We start from the raw sequence: 21,374 nt of genomic DNA on the forward strand, positions 1-21,374 counted from the left end.
GACTATGTCCCATGGAGGCGGGGGCTCACTGGACTGGCGCTACTGGCCCAGAGTTGACTTTGGATAACGCTACCAATAGGCGATCCGGGACCGTTTTGGTTCTCGGCTTGCAGGGCTGCGGACCGATCTGGAGGCGGAGAGCAGGCTCGAAAGGCGGACGACGATCGAACCACAATTGCTCTATGTCGGACGCGAAAAAGTACCGGTCCTGATTGTCGACAATTATGTCGCCGACCTTGACGCGATTGTCAGTCGCGCGCGCGCGCTGTTGCCATACCCGCAAGCCACGGGTCCTTATCCAGGCGAGCGCCATTTCCTTAAGCCGGGTGATAGCCTGATGGCTGGCTATGTCGGCCCCATGCTGAACATCTTGGCGCCTCTTATCAGCGATGCGTTCGAAGCAGATATTTTGGGGGCCATATCCGCAAGCCTTTCAAGGGTCACGACGCGCCCTGAAAAACTTACGAGATATCAGAGCAACCCTCATTTTGATGACACCAGTGGCAAAATGATCGCCATTTTGCACTATCTGACTCCCACCATGGGCACGGCCCTCTACCGCCATCGCGCCACTGGACTGGAACGAATTACCGAAGACAAGCTCAGCTACTATCTAACCTCCATCGAGCATCTCGGAGCGCGCAAAAAATATATATGCGGGTCGAATGACGACTATGAAATGACCGCCGCCATCACTGGACACCCCGGCAGGATCGCGGTCTACCCAAGCAATGCTCTCCATTCAGGGATGATTCCGCCAGATCACTTCACGGACCAGGGATGTCAGGAAAGATTGACCACCAACGTCTTCATTCGCCTCGCCTAGGCCCTCGCATGGCGGATTCGCGCCACCGCCAGTTGGCACAGGATTACAGTGCGCCGACTTCAATCCTTGTCCCATCGGACCATCGCGACAGCCGATAGGGGTGGGGATCGACGCTGGGCTTGTCATTGGCGATCAGTTCCGCCGCCAGAAATCCGATGCCCGGCCCGACGCCAAAGCCATGTCCCGAACAGCCAGCGGCCAGATAATAGCCGCCAATCCCTTCGATCGGCGAAATCACCGGCACCGCGTCGGGGGTCGAATCGACATAGGCACCCCATGCCTCATCGACTTCTATGTCCGCCAGCGCCGGGAAGCTCGCGCGGACATTGGCCAGGATCGCAGCGACGAATTTCGGATCGGGATCGGGGTCCAGCACCCGGATGTCGGAAAAGCGGCGCTCCTTGGCGGACCACCAGCTGGAAACGGATTCCGGCCCGACAAAAAAGGATTTGCCGACACCCACCTGTACGGCCCGCAGACGCTTGAGAAACATGGGCATGAACGGCTTGGCGTAGCGCAGGCTCTGGGGCGTCACTTCCAACGTGGCCTTGCCGCTGATCGTCATCGTATAGCTGCCGTCCAGCCTGCGGGTGAGCGCGCAATCGGGGGTATAGAGCACTTCGCCGACATTGGGCGCGGGGCGGGAACGAAGCGCGGTCTGGCGCACGCTGGCCTGGGGAAAGCGCACGCCCAGTGTATGGCAAAATGCTGATGCCCAGGCACCGGCAGCGCACAGGACGGCGTCGGCCGCGATAAACCCCTTCTCCGTGTGGACGCCGCTCACGGCCCCATTGGTTATATCGAGCGCATAGGCGGCGCATTGTTGATGGATCGTCGCGCCGTGCGCGCGCGCACCTTCGGCAAGGACAGGCGCGGCCAGCGCGGGTTCCGCCTTGCCATCGCGGGCAGCGTGGATGCCACCGCGCCATTTGCGTTTGGTTTCGGGGAAGGTTTCCGCCGCTTCGCGCGCCGACAACATGCGCGTTTCGACATCAAACAGCCGCGCGACCTCCTGCCACTTTTCCCATTCGGCCAACTGCTTGTCATCATCGCTGGCATAGAGAAGGCCGGTTCGGCGAAAGCCCAGATCCTGACCGATTTCATCGGCCAACCCGTCCCAGAGCCGCATCGACAGGACCGACAGCGGCATTTCGCGCATGTCCCGATTCTGTTGCCTGCACCAACCCCAGTTCCGGCTGGATTGTTCACAGCCGATATAGCCCTTTTCCAGCAGGGCCACCGACAGGCCGCGCCTGGCGAGATAGTAAGCGGTCGCCGCGCCCACGATACCGCCCCCGATGATGACGACGTCGGCGGACCGGGGCAGACTTTCGTCGCTGGCGATCTTTTTGGTTCTGGGGGACATGATGAAGTTCCAGCCTGCGTTCAGTCAATAAGGTGGGAAAGGTTCTGGCGACAGCCCCTTCAGACGTTGGTCATGAAGGGCCGTATCCCAATATCGCCTTGGTTTCGAGGCATTCTTCCAGACCGAAAACGCCATATTCGCGGCCATTGCCCGACTGTTTGTAACCACCAAAGGCGGCATGGGCGTCCCAGGCGGGGTGATTGATATGCACCTGGCCGGATCGGATGCGGCGCGCGACCCGGCGCGCGCTTTCCAGGTCCGCCGACTGGACATGCCCGCCAAGGCCGTAGACGGTGTCGTTGGCGATGGCGATCGCTTCATCTTCCGTCGCATAGGGGATGATGCACAGTACCGGCCCGAAAATCTCCTCCTGCGCGATACGCATGTCGGTCGTGACGTCGGAAAATATGGTGGGCCGCGTGAAATAGCCCTCGCTCAATCCCTCGGGGCGACCGGGACCGCCGCAGACCAGCTTCGCCCCTGCGTCGATGCCGACGCGGATCATATGCTGAACGCGGTCGAACTGCGCCTTGTTGGCAACCGGGCCCAGAACGCTGTCCTGCGCCATCGGATCGCCAACAATCATGGTTTCCGCATGACGGCGGGCCAGCGTCTCCACCTCTTCCAGCCGGTCGACGGGTACGATCATCCGCGTCGGCGCGCTGCACGACTGGCCGACATTGCGCAGGGCTGACGCGACGCCCAACGGCACCACGCGCGCGAAATCGGCGTCGGGCAACAGGATGTTGGGCGACTTGCCGCCCAGTTCCTGCACCACGCGCTTGACCGTTACCGCCGCCGCCTGCGCCACCAATATGCCCGCACGGACCGATCCGGTAATGGATATCATGTCGATGTCGGGATGCGACGCCATCGCAGCCCCAACCTCTTCCCCGGTGCCATTGACCAGATTGAAGACGCCGGGGGGCGTGCCCGCATCATGCATGATCTGCGCGAACAGCAGCGCGCTTAGCGGTGACAATTCGCTGGGTTTCAGGACGGTCGTGCAGCCCGCCGCGATTGCCGGCGCAACTTTGGCGGTGATCTGGTAGAGCGGCCAGTTCCAGGGCGTAATCAGGCCGCACACGCCAATCGGCTCCCGCACGATCGCGGTCGATCCCTGGTGGGTGATGAACGCATAGTCGCTCAGCGCCTCCATCGCCGCCCGCACATGGGCGATGCCGAAGGGCACCTGCGCGCTGCGCGCAAAACTGATCGCCGTGCCCATTTCCGTGGTCATCGCGATCGCCAACGCTTCGGCCCGCTCCTCCATCAGCGCCAATATCCGCCCCAGCAGCGCGCGCCGTTCCTCGACCGGGGTCAGGGAAAATGTCGCGAACGCACGCCTGGCGGCGGCAACGGCATCATCGACATCGGCGTGGGTGCCCATGGCCAGCGAACCGATGACCCTTTCGGTCACCGGGCACAGGATGGCGTTCATCTTGTCGGACGATGATGTACGCCACGCGCCATCAATATAGAATTGGCGATATTCTGGGACGCTCACGCTGATCTGTCCTTATGAAGCTGTTGCCGACAGGCCCGGTATCCGGGACCGTTTCAGTGCAATATGTCCTGCAATTTATAATAGGCACCGACGAACGGCAGGAACCATGTCGGTCCGAAATGCCCCGGAATGGCCGGCCAGGCGAAATCGCCCCACGGATTGGCGGCGGGGTTGCCGTCCATCACCTCGGCCATGATCTGGCCCATATGGGTCGACATCTGCGTGCCGTGCCCACTATAGCCCATGGAATAGAACAGACCGTCATGCTCGCCCGCGCGCGGCAGGCGGTCAGCCGTCATATCGACCATGCCACCCCAGCAATAATCGATCCGGGCGTCGGACAGGCCGGGAAAAATATCGACCATCGATTTCTGGAGGATGGTCCCGCTCTTCACGTCCGAACGGGGATTGGATCTGGCAAAGCGCGCCCGCCCGCCAAAGAGCAGGCGGTTGTCCGGCGTCACGCGGAAATAGCTGACGAAATTGCGCGTATCGGTCGCGTTGCGGCGATGCGGCAACAGGCTGTCCAGCCGCGCCTGCGACAGGGGTTCGGTCACGATCAGAAACGCGCCGACCGGAACGATGCGGCGGCGAAAATAGGATAATGGCCCGACAGCGGAGGTGCCCGTCGCCAGCAGCACCTGCCGGGCCGTGACATCACCCGATGGCGTGGACAGGCGATGGGCGTGGCCGTTCAGCCGCTTCATGCCCGTGACCGGGCTGTCCTCATGCAGCCGGACGCCATGGCGCGCCGCTGCGCTTGCCAGACCATGGACGAATTTGCCCATATGCATCGCGGCGCTTCTGGGAAAGATCAGCCCGCCGAAATAGCGGTCGGTGCCGACTTCCGAGGGCATATCCTGACGCGACACCATATAGGCGTCCGGATCCGCGCCCTGCGCCATCAGTTCCTGCGACCGCGCCAGCTTGTCATAATGCGCGGGTTTCGCCGCCATCTTGAGCTTGCCGACACGCTTGAAATCGCAGTCGATCGCTTCGTCCCGAACGATCTGCTCGACCGTGTCGACCGCGCTGTTGAAGCTTTGGTAGAGGCGTTTGGCGACATCCGCGCCAAGGCGGCCGACCATGCCGGCATAATCCTGCGCAAAGCCGTTGTTGCACATCCCGCCATTGCGCCCGGATGCACATCCGCCCAGCCGCCCGGTTTCCAGCAGGATGACGCGCGCGCCTTTCTTCGCCAGCGCCAATGATGCGGAAAGGCCGGTAAAGCCACCGCCCACCACTGCCACGTCATAGTCGCCTTCGACCGGCCCTTTTTCGGTGCCAGAAAAGACGGGGGCCGTGTCGTGCCAATAGGGGATAAGTTTCATGAACTGCGCCTTCAACCGAAAGACTGGCTTGCAAGACTATAGGTCCGGACTTCTCCTGCGACGGCAGGGCGCTGTCCCCGGATCATGGTCGTGACGTGGCCGACTTCGGGCAGGCCATTTGTCGTCAGCCAGTCGCCCAGGCCGCTGTCGCCGCTAATGTCGATCCGCAGAAATGTACCCGCATGTTCCGCCATGAAATGGTGGATCAGTTGCCGCGCGTCACCTGCCGTTGCCGCGACGACCGGCCCGACCGCCTGGCCAAAACCAAAGCGCCGGCACATGGCAAAGCCCGTGATCACCCCGTCCCGTTCGATGACTGCGGCGGTGCCGATGTGGCTGAACGCCTCGATCAATCGGGGCCGCGCCGCGCCGAAGGCCTGTTCGTCCAGCCTGACGATGGCGGGCAGGTCGCTTGCCTGCGCCGTTCGCACCGCGCTGTCCGGCAACGGAGGGACGCTATCCGGCAGCCGGGCCTGATGCTGGTGAACCGTGCCGACATCGCTGAACCCGAAGCTTTCATACAGACGATGCCCCTCCACCGTCGAATTGAGCAGAAGCGCCCGGTCGCCGGTCGCGTCGAGCATCTGTTCCATCAACGTCCGGCCCAGTCCGCGTCCCTGCATGGCGGGCGACACGATGATGATGCCGCAGGTGGCAAAGGCGTCGCCATAGGGCCACCAGAGGATGGAGGCGACGATGGCGCCATCGGCTTCGGCCAGCAGGCCGTGGCCCAGTTCCAGCGCGATGCGCCAGTCATCCTTGCGATATGGCCAGCTGACCGCCTGCGATAGCGCCAGCGCGCCATCGAGATCCCGGTCCGCGCCGGTCATGGGCCGCACGATGATGGAAGGATGGGTGGAAATCGCTCTATCCTCTTTCATGTCAAGCATCAGTTCAGCGCCATCAGTCCGCGCAGGCGGCGATGGCGTCAATTTCGACAAGATAGCCATAGTGGAGATGCGGGACGGGAACGACCGACCGGGCCGGGCGAACGTCGCCCAGCAGATCGGCGTAGATGGCGTTGAAGCGGGGCCAGTTTTCGATGCCGACGATATAGACCGTCACTTTCAGGAGATTTTCGGCCGAACTGCCGGCTGCCTGCGCCACCGCCAGCAGGTTGCGGATGGCCAGCCGCGCCTGATCGTCAAAATCCGCTTCGGGACGGTGCGTGCCATCAGGGTCGATCGGCAACTGGCCGGAAATATAGGCAAGACCGCCATGCTTGATGGCCTGCGCATAATGACCGCCTGCCGCGGGCGCATTGGCCGTCGTCACGGGAAGCGGGCCGTCGCCGGTCGCGTCGATGCGCGTCATCACCATCCTCCGAACCGGGGCCACACGGCCTCGATCCTGTCGCCCTGCCCGCTGACGACATGATAGCTGTCATGCTGCGCGCCCGTCGCGCAGGCATGGTTGGGCAGGATGCGCAGCCGCGTGCCGATCGGCAAGTCGGGGAGCGACGCCGTCGAACCGGGCCGAAGCGTGATGATGCCATGCTCCTGATTCGCTTCGGACAGGATCAGATCGTCCATAGGCTGGCCGTGCACATCGCAGACCAGGCCATATCCCTGATCGACCGCCTGCTTGGCGGTACCGCGATCGCGCGACATCGCCATCCATCCGGCATCGACCAATATCCAGCCCTTTTCAGGCTGGTGCCCGATCACCGTCGCCAGCACCGACACTGCTATATCGTCGATCGCGCAGACGCCGATCCCGGCCATGACCAGATCGAAAAAGACGAACACGCCCGCGCGCATTTCCGTCACGCCGTCCAGCGTTTCGGCGAAATGCGCGGTCGGCGTGGACCCGGCGCTTACGACCGGGCAATCGAAACCCGCTTCGCGCAGCAGCGTGGCGGCCTGAACCACCGCCGCGCGCTCGCCTTCGGCCGCTGCGCGGATCGCATCGTCGCCGATCGCGCCATAGCTTGCCCCGGCATGGGTCAGCACCCCGCGCAAGCTGCCGCCATCTTCCAGCGCCTGGGCGATGTCGACCAGCAGCGCGCGATCGCCGGGCAGGACGCCCGACCGATGACCGTCGCAATCAATCTCGATCAGGGCGGGTATCCTGTCGCCCGCCCGGCGCGATGCTTCCGCCACCGCGCGCGCCTGCTCGACCGTGTCCAGCGTGACCGACAGGTCGACCCCTGAAGCACGCAGGGCCAGCACCCGGTCGATCTTGTCGGGGGAAATGCCCACGGCATAGGTCAGGTCGGTCACGCCAGCGCGTGCGAACTGCTCCGCCTCCTTCAGCGTCGAAACCGTCGCCGGACCCGCTGGCGCGGTCATGACCCGCCGCGCGGCATCGACCGACTTCGCCGTTTTCAGATGGGGCCGCAATTGCACGCCCAGCCGCTCCATCCGCTCGCGCAGTCGCGCGACGTTGCGGTCCATCCGATCCTGATCGAGGATCAGGCAGGGGGTGCCAACGGTCCTGAGCGTTTGAGCGCCCGCATCGGCGGCATATCGTGTCTTTTCATCCAACAAGGCTGGTTCCGCTTCACTCTTTAGGGGGCGTGACAGGACAACCAGTCTATGGAATTTCCCGTCGTCTTCAATTAATAGATTCGTCATTTCTAATTAAGGTCAGACTTAATGCTATCGAGTGAGGATTTCCTGTTCTTCGGGGTCATTGCCGGGTCAGCCTCGCTGGCGGACGCATCGCGTCGGCTCAACGTGTCGGCGCCAGCCGTGACCCAGCGGCTCAAGGCGCTTGAACAGCGCGTGGGCGTACGGCTGATCGAGCGTTCGTCGCGCGGGCTCATACTGACCGATGAAGGCGAGCTTCTGGCCGCCCAGGGCTCGGCGATCGTCGACGCGATCGAGCAACTGGACGAACGGCTGGGCCAACGATCGACGAGCGTCAGGGGAAAATTGAGGATCGCCGCGCCCTATGGCTTTGGCCGGGAATTCGTCGCCCCGGCTGTAAGCGAGTTCGTCCGGTTGCATCCGGAAGCCACGGTCGCGCTGGAACTGTCCGATCATCCCGCGTCGCTGTCATCGGACAGTTGGGATGTCGTCATTCATATCGGGTCGCTGCACGGGACGACCCGGCTGGTCACGACGCTTGCCCCCAATCGCCGCATCGTCTGCGCGTCGCCGGCCTATCTTCGGGATCATCCCGTCATCAAGGCACCCGTCGATCTGCAACAGTGCCGATGCCTGGCGTTGCGGGAAAATGACGAGGACGTCACGCTATGGCGATTTTTCCGACCCGACAGCAGCCCCGAAACGATCCGGATCAAACCTTTCATGTCGACGAATGACGGCGCGATCATGCGCGGCTGGGCGCTTGCGGGACTGGGCGTGATCATGCGGTCGGAATGGGATCTTGCCGACGACCTTGCGACCGGCAACCTGGTGCAGATCCTGCCTGACTGGCGCGCGCCCGACGTGGACGTGGTGGCCCTGCTGGGCGCGCGCCATGGCCGCAGCCGCCGCATCACGGCCTTCCTCGACATCATGCGCAGGCATCTGCATCCCGTGCCATGGCGGGTCAGGCCATCAGGCGGCTATTCAGCCCCGCCAGTCCCATAACGCGGCCCCGGGGAGGCTTCGGGCAACATCGCCTTCAACCGCTGGACGATGTGGGCATAGCGTGGATCAGCCGCCAGATTGCGCGTCTCGCCCGGATCGCGATCCTCATCATAGAGTTCCGCGCCCAGCTTGCCCTTCTCCCACTCCGTGTAGCGCCAGCGGGCGACGCGAACGCTGCGACCGCCCTGCACCTGGCTATAGGCGGGCTGCGTCCACGCTTTCGATGCCGGATTGTCCAGCAGCGGCTTCAAACTGTCGCCTTCAAGGCCCTCGGGCTTGGGCAGTCCGGCGATCTCCGCGATGGTCGGATAGAGATCGACCAGTTCGACCATCTTCCTCGACACGCGCCGATTGCCTTTCGCGCCGGGCATGTTGATGATCAGCGGCACCTTCACAGACCCTTCGAACAGCATCTGCTTTTCCCACTGGCCATGTTCGCCCAGCAGGAAGCCATGGTCGCTGGTGAATATGATGATCGTGTTGCGATCCAGGCCCAGCGGCTTGAGCGCATCCAGTACGCGGCCGACCTGCGCGTCCATGAAGGATGTGGCGGCGTAATAGGCGCGCACGAAGCTGCGCTGCTGATCGACGGTCAGGTCCAGATTCTGGAAGCCGACCAGTCCGTAGGATGCGGGCAGCACCTTGGCCAGCGCCGCCGGGTCCTCCGGCTCGAACTTGACCTTGTCCAGCGGATACATGTCGAAATATTTTTTGGGCGCAACTTCTGGGACGTGCGGGCGATAGAAACCGGCGGCAATGAAGAAAGGGCCGTCCCGATGCTCTTTCAACATGGCGATGGTTTCGGACGCGACCTTGCCGTCGGTCTGCTCCTCGTCCGTCCCTTCATCCGCCAGGAAAGCGAGCGCGCTGCCCAGCCGCCCGGACGGATGCGGGTTGAGGATGGTCATCCGGCCATCCCGCTCATTGATCTTGTCCCGCCCGGCAGGATTAACGACCCGGTCCCATGATGGCGTGTCGTCAGGCCCGCTGGTCCCGATGTCGCCGGGCACGCCCTGATGATAGATTTTGCCCACGCGCCCGGTGAAATAGCCATTCTGGCGGAAATATTGCGGCAGGGTCACCACGCCGGGCAAATTGTCCCGAAACTTGGTTTTCAAATCCCAGACGCCTGTGGTGTCGGGCCGTCGCCCGGTCAGGAAGGAGGCGCGGCTCGGCCCGCACCAGGGATATTGCGAATAGGCGTTGGCAAAGTTCACGGAACGCTTCGCCAGCCTGTCCAGATTGGGGGTCTGGACGGGCTTGAAGCCGGTCGCGCTGGTCCGGGTGTTCAGATCGTCGGCGATCAGGAAAAGGACGTTCATGCGCTGCTGCTGCGGGGCGGCCTGTTCCGGCGCGCTGGTCCTGGCGACAACGGGCTGCGACATGGCGCAGGGGGCCAGCGCCAGCATTGCCGCCTGCACCCACAAACTCGCCCTCTGCCTGCGCTGCCTGCTCATCATGCTTCCCTGATCCCTTCTGCCGCAGGACGAACGCACGCCCTGCCATAAACTACAAACGAATGTCGGCGGAGAACGCCCATGTGAAACTCTGTCCCGGCGGCAGCAGCACGACGCCGCCATCGGACAGCGCATTCTGCCGCCCATACCATGGCTCTGGACTGAAAAAGCCCTTCTCGACATTGCCCCAGAGATTGAAGGCAACGACATCGCGCTCCGCCGGACGCCGCGACTGTTGCATGATCATGATCGATCCCACGCCAGGCTGCGTCAGCGTGACGGCGGGGCGACCTCGAAAACCCGACCAGAGCAGAGGAAGTGCCGTTTCGGTGCCAAGCGAGGAGAGAGGTGCGGCTTTAAGGGGGCCGACCGCGCCTGTGCCTGCGGGCCGTCCATAGGCGTCCAGCAAAAGCCGCCCTCGCCCATCGGTACTGATCCTTGCGTCGGCAGCGTCGCCCTGCCCGCCAAGCGGCAAGGCGAAGGTGATGTGATTGCCGATCGAAAAGGGCATCGCCACATCGCCAGGGTTCGTGACCTGATGGGTGACGCTGATCCGGTCGCCACGCAGCGCGTAGGTGATCGACAGGCGAAACGGGAATGGGAACAGCGCGCGGCTTTCGGGCGTGTCGCGCAACGCGATCGTGACGCTCGCCCCGCTCACCCCCTTTGGCGGGGTAACGACCGACCATGCGCCATTTTTGGCAAAGCCATGGATCGGCATCGGCCAGAGCTTCCCCTGCCATTGCCAGCCGGCGGCCTTGTCAGCCTTGCTCTGCGACGGATCGGCGGCGAAGGTGCGTCCCGTTGCAGGCCACATCACCATCGCCTTGCCCGCAAAGCCGGGCTGCGGGCAGAAATCCATGCCGCGATAGAGAAGCTCATGGCTCTTGCCCGCCCGGCGCAGCTGCAATCCGACCAGCTGTCCACCCAGCGTCGGGGCGATCACGGCCGTCAGGCGCGAACCTTTAGGCTGGAGGCGGATCAGCGTCGCCGACAGGCGCTGGTCCAGGCATCCCGGTCCGTCCTGGGCCGCCATGGCAGGCGCGGCCGCAAGCAGCGCCGCCGCCGCCATGGCCAGCCCGCCCCAGCGCGGCGGGCACGTCCCCGGCGGCACCTCAGGCGTCCGTGCCGTCAATCCTTGATTCCCGCATTCTCATTCGCTTCCGGCGAGCCAAGCACCGGGAACCGAACGAACGCCTTGCCTTCATCATGCGCGCGCTGCTTGGCGACGCTGTCGGGCAGGACATTGTCCTTCCTGTCCACGCGATTGGGTTCCACCAGCCAGCTGTCCGGGAAAGGCGCAGCGCCGGTTCCCGCGCGGTTGCGCCGCACGCTGCCGATGGCGTTGCGTTCGCCATAGGGAATGGCGTGGCGACCGTCGCGATTGGCCAGTTGCTGGTACAGCGCCTTGCGCAGATCGACCTTGGCCTGAAGATAGGCCGGATCGTCGATCAGATTGTGCATTTCGTCAGGATCGCGCGCCAGATCATAGAGTTCGTCGGTGTCGTAGACGCCGTAATATTGGATATATTTCAGGTTATCGCGCTGAATGGCGAATGTACCCGGCGTCATGGGATAGGCCCATTCCCAATAATATTCATAGGTGAAGTCGGGCGCCTTCCAGTCCTTGTCCGCGACCTTGCCGGTAATGAGCGGCCATGCGCTGACCCCTTCGAACTGCGCTGGCTTCTCCACCCCGGCCAGGTCCAGAAAGGTCGGCGCATAGTCAAGATTGCGTATCCGCCCGGTGTTGACCACACCGGCCGGCACCGTCCCCGGCTCATACATGACCATGGGCACGCGCACCGACGCCTGATAGGCGGTCCGCTTGTCGATTAGGCCATGATCACCGATCTGAAACCCGTTGTCGGCGGTAAAGACGACCAGCGTATCCTTTTCCAGCCCGTTCGCCTTCAGATAGTCGGCAATACGACCAACACTGTCATCGACCGCGGCCAGCGCGCCATAATAATAGCGCAGATATTCGGTCATCTTCATATCGGTGTTGAAGAAGAAATCGATGCCGTGCCATGTGTTTCGCTGGTTATAGACCCACATCGGCTTGCCCTTGTAATTTTCGGGCGTGTTGGCGGCGCTGGCCGGAATCTTGAAATCGGTCCGATCGTACAGATGGCGGTAGCGCGGCGGCGGCAGAGGGTCCGAATGGACCGCCTTGTGGCTTAGATACAGGAAGAACGGCTTGCTCTTGTCGCGTTCCTTTTCCAGCCAGTTCATGGCGTAGTCGGTCAGTTCATCGGTAATATAGCCTTGCTGCGCGACCTTCTTGCCATCGACGTTCCACATCGTCGTTTCGCCGCCCTGCACGGCTGCATCGGGATCGCCGCTCGCAGGATAATAGCTCCCCTGCCCCCGGAAACTGACCCATTTGTTAAAGCCCGGACGCGGCGTGTCGACGTCGTTGCCCATATGCCATTTGCCGATGAAGGCGGTCTGGTAACCCGCCTTCTGCAGATAGGACGGGAAGAAGGTCAGCCCGGCTTCCGACGAATTCGCATTGTCGACGATGCCATGGTTGCGCGCGGTTTCGCCCGTCAAGATGGTCGCGCGGCTGGGGCTGCACAGCGATGACGTGACCACCGTATTGGGAAAATAGGTGCCGCCCCGCGCCAGCCGGTCGATATTGGGGGTTCTGAGTTCCGGCTGCAAAAAGCCCATGCCGTCATAGCGCAGGTCATCCAGCAGGATGAAAACCACGTTCCGCGGCTTGCGCGCCGGTTCGGCCTTGGCGGGACTGGCCGCCTTTTGCGCGGGGCGCGCGGACAGCAGGGTTGCGGGGCATGTCGCCAACACCATACCCGCCGCCAGCAACCCGTATAGACGCAGCCTCTTCATGACCCCTCCAATCTGTTTAGAGCGGTAATATCGCAATTGGCAGCGCTGTCAATGTCGCGCCTTACATGTCCTCGCCATGCACCTCAGCGGCCGCTCCCGGTTGCGTGGACCCACGGATGACGAGTTCGGGCACCAGTTCCTCCAGCGCGTCGGCATGGCCCAGAAGGACGGAAATGGCATTGCGCGCCATGCCTGGAATCGGCTGCCTCACCGTCGTCAGCGGCGGGTACATGGTGCGACTGCCCGGCGAATCGTCGAAGCCCGCAATCGCTATGTCGCGGGGTATGTCCAGGCCGATCTGCCGCGCCGCCGCCATCGCGCCCAGCGCCATCGCGTCGTTGGTGGCGAAAATGGCGTCGGGGGGTTCCGGCAGGGCCAGAAGCTGCTCGGCGGCGGCCTTGCCGGACGCGAAGGTGAAATCCCCCTTCACGACATAGCCGGCACGATAGGGCAGGCGCGCATCGGCAAGGGCGGACCGATAGCCCGTGACCCGTTCGCTGGCGGCGCCCTTGTCGAACGGCGGCGCGATGAGGGCGATGCGCGACTTTCCCGTCGCAGCGATATGCGCCACCATTTCGTGGCTGACGTCCGTATCCCTGACAGGAACGATGTCGCCATAGCCCGACAGGGTGGACGCGACCCTGACCAGCCGGGTTCCCTTGCTCTCGATCGCCCTGACGATCGCGGCGTCGTTGCAGAGCGGCGGGACCAGCATGATGCCGTCCGGGCGCAGATTGGCCGTCACCCGCTCGACCAGCCTCTCCGCAGTCTCGTCCTGATCCCTCACCTCGACCACGAGATGATAATTGCGCAGACGACATTCGGTCGATGCGGCCACCAGCATGCTCGTCTGATAGCTGCTGAAAACGTCGCTCAATATGAAGGTGATCAGGAAGGATCGGCTGGCCGCCAATTGCCGCGCCGCCAGATTGGGGCGATAGCCAAGTTCGTCGATAGCCTTCATGACCCGGTCCTTCATGGCCGGGCGGACATGGGCTTCGTTGTTGAGAACTCTGGAGACGGTTTTCATGCCGACGCCGGCCTTGGCCGCCACATCATAGATCGTGACCAAAAATCTCACCTCATTACGGACTGTCGCTGGGCGACCGGCCTATGGCAGCAGTTGGGCAGATGCAAATGTCATGATGTAGCGCAACCACGGAGTGCGACTCCATCAAGGCGGCACGGGTTTAATGGCCGCTATAGTTAGCGTTAAAGCGGGGCAGGCACGCCACGCTTGTGCATCGGGATGACGATTACCCTGTACCCGCCATCCGGGGCCATGCCCGGCAGGCTCAAAAGAAAAGGCCGCCCCGATCGAAATCGCGGCGGCCCATTATCCGGCAGTGGTCCGATCAGTAGGCCATCCGCACGCCGACGCGGAAGGTGCGACCCAGCACGTCGTAAAGATTGGCGTTGGTGCCGATATTGTTGGCCGGCGCCACCGGCGGGTTGGTGTTGAACGCATTCTTGATCGCGCCAAACACTTCCACCATGCGCGGGCCATTGTCGATGATGCGATAGCTCGCATTCACGTCGACATAGGTGACCGCCTTGACGCGATTGTCGTTGATGCTGTTCGGCAGGGTCGGGCTATAGCCGTCATCCTGCGGCCCGACATAGGTGGTGCCGAACTTGCCCTTGGGAATATAGCGCGACTGCATGCCCAAAGTCAGCGGCCCGCTGGTGAAGGTGGCCCGCGTGTTGATCTGATAGCAGGACATGCTGGGATAGGCCTGCTGCGTGACGGTGCCGTTCTGGCATTTGCCGTCCAGTGGCGATCCCGCGTTGACATAGGTCAGCTTCGTATAGGCCGTGCCCAGGATGCGCAGGTCCAGCGTACCGATATTCTCGATCTGCTTGCGATAGCCCAGTTCGACGTCGAAGCCCTTGACCTGCAACTCGTTCGCGTTGGCGGAGATGTTGCGGATAAAGGTCAGAACCCCGTTAGCGTCGCGGGTGACGAAGGCACATGCATCCTGCGCGCCCTGAAAACACTGGGTGACCAGGGTGGGGCCGCCCACGGCTGCGATATAGCCGGTGACCTTGATGTCATAATAGTCAACCGACAGCTGGAGATTGGGTATCGCCGCAGGCTGGATCGTGACGCCGAAGGTCTTGGTATGCGAAATTTCCGGGCGCAGGTTCGGGTTGCCGCCGGACTGGGTGGCGACCTGCGTGCTGGTATTGGTGGCCGGGTCCAGGATCGCGCTGTTCTGGACGTTGGGCAGGATATATTGCTCGTTCATGTTCGGCGCACGGAAGTCGCGCGAAATGGTGCCGCGCATCCGCAGCCAGTCTACCGGCTTGTAGACCAGGCCGAGCTTCCAGGTGACCGCGTTGAAGCTGGAGTCCGCAGGGCCAACGGCGCCGCCCGCCAGGGGCGCTTCGGGGCTGGAGAATTTATAATGGGCGTGCCGCACCGCGCCATTGACTTCCAGCGTCTCGGCAAGGGGAACGTTGGACAGCAGCGGCACATTGGCCTCGGCATAGACTTCGAACACCTTGCTGCGTCCGTGCAGGGCGCTGTAATTCTGAACGAAGCCACCGGCGGCCGATACCGGGTCGACGTCCGCCGCGATGCTTTCGGTACGATATTCCGCGCCCGCCGCGACCGAAACCGGTCCGCCCCAGGCGTCGAAAGGCTGACCCTGGACGTTTGCGCTGACATCGTCCAGCGTGATCCTGGACCGCTGAACGGCCGTGCCAAAGGCATATTGCAGCGCGGCGTCGCTGGCGGTGCCGACGCCGAACAGGTTGAGCGGCTGACAAGCGGCATCCGTCGTCACCGACTGGTTGACCGCGCAGACGATCCTGCCGGCATTGGCGCCCGTGCCGTTTACGGCCTGAACCGCGCGCGAGAAATTATTCTGATTGATGATGTTGCGCGCGACATTGTCCAGCTTGCTGACGCCCCGGACATAGCTGGCGTCCCAGGTCCAGCCGCCCAGATCGCCCTTCAGGCCGGTGGCGACCCGATAGCTTTCGACATGATAATCGACGATCGGAACCAGCAGACCATCGCCCGCCTTGCCGATGTTGACGTTCGCCAGGCCGATCTGCTGCATCTGGCTGCGCAGCTGGGCGGGAAGGAAGGGATTGTTGACCGACAGCGTGATCGCGCCGGTGTTGAGCGGGCCCGCCCGCAATGTGCCTGCGGCGTTCTGGTTACCCGAACGCAGCTGCGCGAACGTGCCCTGATTGTCCGTCTGACCGTAGGCGCTGTCCACCCACGCCTTCAGATTGTCGCTCAGTTCCGCTTCGGCCCGGAAGAGGGCGGCCAGGCGCTTTTGCGGCCCCTGAAGATCGAAGGCGCTGCTGGCAGGATTGATGCCGGGACGCGACCCGCCGATCATCTGGTTGTTATTGGGCGTATAGAGCTGGCCGAAGGTGAAGGGCAGCAGCGTCTTGCCATCGTCCGACACCTGTTGCCCGCCAAATGCGTTGGTCAGCCTGGAACTGACGATCAGGCCAGCGGGCGTATTCTGGGCCCAACGCACGTCGGGCGAGATGATCAGGGCCGGCAGGCCGTTTTGCGCGGAATTGGCGTTCGACATGACGCCATATTCCTGGGCGCACCAGCTGCGCGAGTAGCAGTTGCCCGTCCTTTTCCGGTCCTGATAATCAAGCCCGGCGATGATGTGCAGACGGCCATCCAGGAATTTCTGGCCCACGCCGAACGAGTATTTCTGCTCATCCCCATCGCCAGCGTCCGTCACGCCATATTGCGCCGAAGCGCGAACGCCCTCCAGCTTGTTGTTGAGGATGATGTTGACGACACCGGCCACAGCGTCCGAACCATAGGCCGCCGACGCGCCGCCGGTGACGATGTCCAGCCGCGAGACCAGCGAGCTTGGAATGAGATCAGTGTTGAACAGGCCGGTGAAGGTCGTCGCGGGAAAGCGCAGCCCGTCCACCAGCACGAGGGTGCGAACCGCGCCCAGACCGCGGAGGTTGATCAGATTGTTGCCGGGGCCGTTGCCGCCACCGCCGACGAACGCCGTCGTCGAACTGGTATCGGTGCGCACGACAGGCAGGTCGTTGATGACTTGCGAAAGCTGGGTCGCGCCGGTTTGGGCAATCAGGTCCGCGCCGACCACCGTAACCGGCGTGGGCATGTCCGCGCCGTTACGAACCACGCGCGAACCGGTAACGATGATGGCTTCGCTTGCGCCATCCGCTTCCCCCGCCTGCTCCTGCGCCATTGCAGCGCCGCAGCATGCCATCGCGGCCCCCGCGAGCAAGAATCCCAGATAATGACGATGACGCTGTGAAGCCACGATACCCTCCCCTGTTGCGGCGGCCTGTCAGAATTGGCCTGCCTGATTATGTGCCCCGACATCGATTTAGACGTTTGGGGGCTCACCCGTTGATGTAGCGGTAATTTTATATGGCAGCGCTGTCAATCACATCGTTGCAAGCTTGCCCACGATTGCCTGGCGAGCGATACAGTTTTGCAACAGTGCCTTGCGCGCCAGACACTTGCCTATACCGATCCGGATACTGCCAAATCATTTCAGACACAGGCCCGCCCCCCTGGGGAACAGCGCCTCCTCGTCGTCCGACAGGTCCGGGCGCTGGCGTTCGACCGCGGCCATGGATGCCGGAAGCGCGAAAGGCAGGTAACCGCAGGCCGGGCTGCGTCCCGACACTATGTCGAACAGGGCCACGTCGCTGGTGCCGAAATTGACGAGCACGGCCTTGGCATGCGGCATGAGGGCGGTAAGCACCGCGGGGCGATCCATTTCCACCGCGGCAATGACGGGCACATGCGCCGCCGCCCGCTTGAGCGCCACCAGTGCCGGATCATCGGCCCTGAAGTCGAGCCGCCCTTCATGCTGCCGCGACCCGAAAAAATGATAAGGGTGCAGCTTTTCGAACGGCGTGGCGGCGCGCACCAGCGCTATGTCGGCCTCGGACGGGTCTTTGACGACGACATAGCCTGCCGAAGCCGCAACAGCCTCATCCACGCCATAAAGCCAGATTTTCTTGCGCCCTTTCAGCGGCAATAATCCGCCCTCGTTGCGCAGCAGGATCTGGCTTTGCCGCTGCGCCTTGTCCGCCTCGCTCTGCCAGGCGGCATTGCCGACCAGCCTGGCGGCGGCCTGTTCGTCGACATAGGGATTGTCGAACAGACCCTGCCGGAACTTGAGCGCCAATATGCGCCGGGCCGAATCATCGATTCGCTCGACCGAAATTGCGCCGCTGCGCACGCCTTCCAATATCGGGGTGGCATCATCCACGCCGCCGAACTGGTCGATGCCTGCGTCCACGCCCTTGGCGAATCGATCGGCGACGCTCAGCGTTTCCACGCCCCATGGCATGCCGATCGCCTGCGGCGCCTGGGGATGATCCGCATCCGGCGATACGCAGGTCTGCGGGCAGTCGCGCGTGATCGACCAGTCCGAAATGATCAGGCCCCGATATGCCTTTTCGCCACGCAGCAGGTCGGTCAGCACCTGTTTGCTGAACCCTGCGCCGACCGGCTCGACCGGCTTGCCGCCAATCGAGGGGCCATGCAGCGCGACATAGGTGGGCATCACGCCCTCGCTCGCCGCTGCCAGCGGGCCATCGAACGCACGGACATGATCGGCAAATGACGCATCGGTCAGATGGACGTTGCGGCCATAATGATTGTGCCCGTCAAACCCTTCCGGCTCCGCGCCATAGCCGACCCAATGCTTGACCACGGTCGCGACGCCCGTTGGCGTCACGCCGGTCGCGCCGCCCTGGAACCCTTCCACATAGGCGCCCGCCAGGCGGGAAATGGTTGCGGGGTCGGAACCGAATGTCGCGGAAAAGCGGGACCAGCGCGGCTCGCTGCCCACATCGGCCTGGGGCGACAACGCCATATGGATGCCGACGGCACGATATTCCTGCCGCGCAATATCCCCAAACCGGCGGACGAGATCGGCGTCGTCCAGCGCCGCAAATCCCAGCGTATCGGGCCACAGGGTAAAGCCACCGCCCGTCGTGCTTGCGCCGATCGTGGCCTGAAAATGATGGCGCGGATCAGTGCTGATCGTTGCCGGAATCCCCAGCCTTGTGCCCTCGGCGATCTTCTGCACCATATTGTTCTGGCGCGCGAATTCCGCCGGCTTCACCACGATCCGGGTGATGAAGCTGTTGATCTTCCCGCCTTCGATCATGGCGCGCACCCGCGCCATATCATAGCCGGTCGATGACACGCCGATCGCCGATCCATGCCCCGGCAGGCTCGCATGCACCATCAGGCCGACTTTTTCCTCGATGGTCATGCGCGCCATCAGGTCATCGACCCGCTCCTGCACCGACAGGCGCGAATCCTCGTAGCGGTCTAGCTGGTTGTTGCGGTTCAGATCCCGCCACTGCGGCGCTTCAGGCCCAGCGGCAACCAGCGGCGTGGCCAGGGCAAAAAGCCCCGCGACACAGGCCGGAGCCAGCATTACGCCCCGATACAGCTCTTTCAAGGCCATGCCCCTCCTCTCTCGCAATGTCAGTTTAATTTAGCGCTATATTGATTATATCGCAGAAGTGGGCAAGACTGCATTTGCACAAGGCAGCATATCAAGTGACGGACCGGACAGCCCCGCAGGGTGACGCGACGGTGGCCGCAAGGGAGGATGGGATGATCAACCAACGCAAGCGCAGGTTTTTGCAGGCCAGCGCAGCCGCCGCCATCATGGCCGCGTTTCCCCGCTATGCCCAGGCGGTCGACTATGTGAAGCGTGATCCGCGCAAGCGCCCCAATCTGCTGCTCATCACCTCGGACGATGTGGACTGGTCGGCGCTCGGCTTCATGAACGGACGGCGCGGCCTCACCCCCAATCTCGACAGCCTCGCCGCGCAAAGCCATGTCTTTGAGCAAGTGCGTACCGTAGCGCCGATCTGCATGCCCTCGCGCCAGGCGTTCATGAGCGGCCTGCTGCCGCACAAGAATGGCGGCAACGGCTTCTTCCCGATGCGGGAGGGTACGCCGACGCTATGCACCACCCTGGCTGCCGAAGGCTATTATTGCGCCGCCAGCCACAAGATCGGCCATATGCAGCCCGCCTCCTCCTTCCCCTGGGACTTAAAGCAGGAAGGCAAGGACCGTCATCCCATGGTGCATGCCGACATGCTCCGCCTTGCCGTCACGGAAGCGCAGGCGCAATACAAACCCTTCTTCATCAACTGCAACATCAACGATCCGCACCGGCCATTTTATGGTGCGGAGGATGCGCAGGAAATCGATCACGAGCAGACCGGCCCCTACCGCATCCCCCGGCCGCTCAAGGCGGGTCAGGTTCCGATCCCCGCCAATCTCGAAGGCTTGCCCGATATTCGGGAGGAGATGGCGCAATATTGGAACTGTCTCTTATACACATCTAGATGTGTATAAGAGACAGGCCAAGGCCAGCGTCTATGACCTGTCTCTTATACACATCTAGATGTGTATAAGAGACAGGAGCAGACCGGCCCCTACCGCATCCCCCGGCCGCTCAAGGCGGGTCAGGTTCCGATCCCCGCCAATCTCGAAGACTTGCCCGATATTCGGGAGGAGATCGCCCAATATTGGAATTCGGTGCAATGCCTCGACATCGCCGTGGGCAATATCTGTCTCTTATACACATCTAGATGTGTATAAGAGACAGGAGCAGACCGGCCCCTACCGCAGCCCCCGGCCGCTCAAGGCGGGTCAGGCTCCGATCCCCGCCAATCTCGAAGACTTGCCCGATATTCGGGAGGAGATGGCGCAATATTGGAATTCGGTGCAACGCCTCGACATCGCCGTGGGCAATATTCTGAAGGCTCTCAAGGATAGCGGCACTTGGGACGACACGATTGTCCTGTTCGTGGCGGATCATGGCATGCCGATGCCCTTTGCCAAGGCCAGCGTCTATGACCATGGCATCCGCACGCCCGTGCTGCTGCGCTACCCCGGCATGGGAAAGCCGCGCCGCTTCGATACGCTCACGACCAACCTCGACATATTGCCGACGCTGATCGAGCTGTTGCAGGCCAAGCCGATCGCGGAGCTGGACGGGCAATCCTGGGTTCCGATGCTGAAGGGCGGCGCGGCGCAGGGCAAGCCGTTCGTCATGTCCTATGTCGACTATGTGTCGAGCGGGATGCTCTACCCTTCGCGCACCTTGCAGGACAAACGCCACGCCTTCCATTACACCGCCTGGGCGAACGGCAAGACCGAACTCAAGATCGAAAGCATGTGGGGTCTCACCTTCCCCGCCATGGCGAAGGCCGCGGAAACGGACGCGCGCATCGCCGCGCGCGTGAAGCAATATGTGATGGGCTATCCCATGGCGCTCTATGATCTGGAGGCTGATCCGGGCCAGCGGAACAATCTGATCGCCGATCCCGCCTACAAGGCCAAGGTCGATGAGATGCAGCGTCTGATGCTGGCCGAGATGGAGCGGACGGGCGATCCCCAGCTGGAGAATTTCCGCGTCTCGCTGGCCGGTGGCACCCCGGTCCTGAAGCAGGAGCCGGCCAAGTTCCGCATCCGCGGCGGTGACTGA

General features: G+C 62.9%; 17 protein-coding genes. 5 read left to right on the forward strand and 12 right to left on the reverse strand.

Going from position 1 to position 21,374, the window contains the following annotated elements:
- Positions 1-175 precede the first annotated feature (175 nt).
- Positions 176-826 carry a DUF6445 family protein gene (locus tag FE851_RS12685; RefSeq protein WP_019052857.1) on the forward strand — a complete coding sequence of 217 codons (651 nt, stop codon included), beginning with the start codon at positions 176-178 and terminating at the stop codon, positions 824-826.
- A 43-nt stretch (positions 827-869) separates the two neighbouring features.
- Here the strand turns inward: FE851_RS12685 and FE851_RS12690 are convergent, their stop codons facing one another.
- The 6 genes from FE851_RS12690 to FE851_RS12715 all read right to left on the reverse strand — a co-directional run bounded on the left by FE851_RS12690 (position 870) and on the right by FE851_RS12715 (position 7,519).
- Positions 870-2,192 carry an NAD(P)/FAD-dependent oxidoreductase gene (locus FE851_RS12690; protein WP_145202865.1) on the reverse strand — a complete coding sequence of 441 codons (1,323 nt, stop codon included), beginning with the start codon at positions 2,190-2,192 and terminating at the stop codon, positions 870-872.
- A 70-nt stretch (positions 2,193-2,262) separates the two neighbouring features.
- Positions 2,263-3,669 carry an aldehyde dehydrogenase family protein gene (locus FE851_RS12695; protein WP_261370988.1) on the reverse strand — a complete coding sequence of 469 codons (1,407 nt, stop codon included), beginning with the start codon at positions 3,667-3,669 and terminating at the stop codon, positions 2,263-2,265.
- An 83-nt stretch (positions 3,670-3,752) separates the two neighbouring features.
- Entirely contained in the window at positions 3,753-5,030 is a 1,278-nt protein-coding gene (locus tag FE851_RS12700) for an NAD(P)/FAD-dependent oxidoreductase (protein ID WP_186378811.1), read from the reverse strand.
- Positions 5,031-5,041: 11 nt separating this feature from the next.
- Positions 5,042-5,911 (reverse strand): GNAT family N-acetyltransferase, encoded by an 870-nt coding sequence (locus tag FE851_RS12705; protein WP_261370914.1) that lies wholly within the window; start codon positions 5,909-5,911, stop codon positions 5,042-5,044.
- 22 nt (positions 5,912-5,933) lie between these two features.
- On the reverse strand, positions 5,934-6,350 hold the full coding sequence (locus FE851_RS12710; protein ID WP_130751865.1) for a RidA family protein: 417 nt from the start codon (positions 6,348-6,350) through the stop codon (positions 5,934-5,936).
- On the reverse strand, positions 6,344-7,519 hold the full coding sequence (locus FE851_RS12715; protein ID WP_145202877.1) for a DSD1 family PLP-dependent enzyme: 1,176 nt from the start codon (positions 7,517-7,519) through the stop codon (positions 6,344-6,346). Before FE851_RS12715 ends, FE851_RS12710 begins: the two co-directional genes overlap by 7 nt.
- A 108-nt stretch (positions 7,520-7,627) precedes the next feature.
- Here FE851_RS12715 and FE851_RS12720 point away from each other — a divergent pair, with 108 nt between their 5' ends.
- On the forward strand, positions 7,628-8,569 hold the full coding sequence (locus FE851_RS12720; RefSeq protein WP_145202880.1) for a LysR family transcriptional regulator: 942 nt from the start codon (positions 7,628-7,630) through the stop codon (positions 8,567-8,569).
- On the opposite strand, the gene FE851_RS12725 is transcribed toward FE851_RS12720, so the two are convergent.
- The 6 genes from FE851_RS12725 to FE851_RS12750 form a co-directional block, all read right to left on the reverse strand.
- Positions 8,545-10,026 carry a sulfatase gene (locus FE851_RS12725; protein ID WP_261370915.1) on the reverse strand — a complete coding sequence of 494 codons (1,482 nt, stop codon included), beginning with the start codon at positions 10,024-10,026 and terminating at the stop codon, positions 8,545-8,547. The genes FE851_RS12720 and FE851_RS12725 overlap by 25 nt on opposite strands.
- 52 nt (positions 10,027-10,078) lie before the next feature.
- Positions 10,079-11,161 (reverse strand): aldose 1-epimerase, encoded by a 1,083-nt coding sequence (locus FE851_RS12730; protein WP_261370916.1) that lies wholly within the window; start codon positions 11,159-11,161, stop codon positions 10,079-10,081.
- Entirely contained in the window at positions 11,158-12,879 is a 1,722-nt protein-coding gene (locus FE851_RS12735) for a sulfatase (RefSeq protein WP_145202883.1), read from the reverse strand. The genes FE851_RS12730 and FE851_RS12735 overlap by 4 nt, the downstream gene beginning before the upstream one ends.
- Before the next feature lie 61 nt (positions 12,880-12,940).
- The gene (locus tag FE851_RS12740; RefSeq protein WP_145202886.1) at positions 12,941-13,951 is read right to left on the reverse strand and encodes a LacI family DNA-binding transcriptional regulator; all 1,011 of its coding nucleotides are present in this window, start codon (positions 13,949-13,951) and stop codon (positions 12,941-12,943) included.
- A 283-nt stretch (positions 13,952-14,234) separates the two neighbouring features.
- Entirely contained in the window at positions 14,235-17,159 is a 2,925-nt protein-coding gene (locus FE851_RS12745; protein WP_261370917.1) for a TonB-dependent receptor domain-containing protein, read from the reverse strand.
- Between the two features lie 231 nt (positions 17,160-17,390).
- Positions 17,391-19,334, reverse strand: a complete 1,944-nt coding sequence (locus FE851_RS12750) for a glycoside hydrolase family 3 protein (protein WP_261370918.1) — start codon at positions 19,332-19,334, stop codon at positions 17,391-17,393.
- A gap of 152 nt (positions 19,335-19,486) precedes the next feature.
- Between FE851_RS12750 and FE851_RS12755 the strand changes: the two genes are divergently transcribed.
- The 3 genes from FE851_RS12755 to FE851_RS12765 are packed head-to-tail and all read left to right on the forward strand — an operon-like array spanning position 19,487 to position 21,374.
- A complete protein-coding gene (locus FE851_RS12755; RefSeq protein WP_261370919.1) occupies positions 19,487-20,239 on the forward strand; it encodes a sulfatase-like hydrolase/transferase in 753 nt (250 codons plus the stop codon).
- Positions 20,240-20,290: 51 nt separating this feature from the next.
- Entirely contained in the window at positions 20,291-20,485 is a 195-nt protein-coding gene (locus FE851_RS12760) for a hypothetical protein (RefSeq protein ID WP_186378812.1), read from the forward strand.
- Positions 20,478-21,374: a sulfatase-like hydrolase/transferase gene (locus FE851_RS12765; RefSeq protein ID WP_261370920.1), complete on the forward strand. Its 897-nt coding sequence runs from the start codon at positions 20,478-20,480 to the stop codon at positions 21,372-21,374. The genes FE851_RS12760 and FE851_RS12765 overlap by 8 nt, the downstream gene beginning before the upstream one ends.

The sequence above is a fragment of the Sphingobium sp. B2 genome (assembly GCF_007693735.1).
Taxonomy (GTDB): domain Bacteria; phylum Pseudomonadota; class Alphaproteobacteria; order Sphingomonadales; family Sphingomonadaceae; genus Sphingobium; species Sphingobium xenophagum.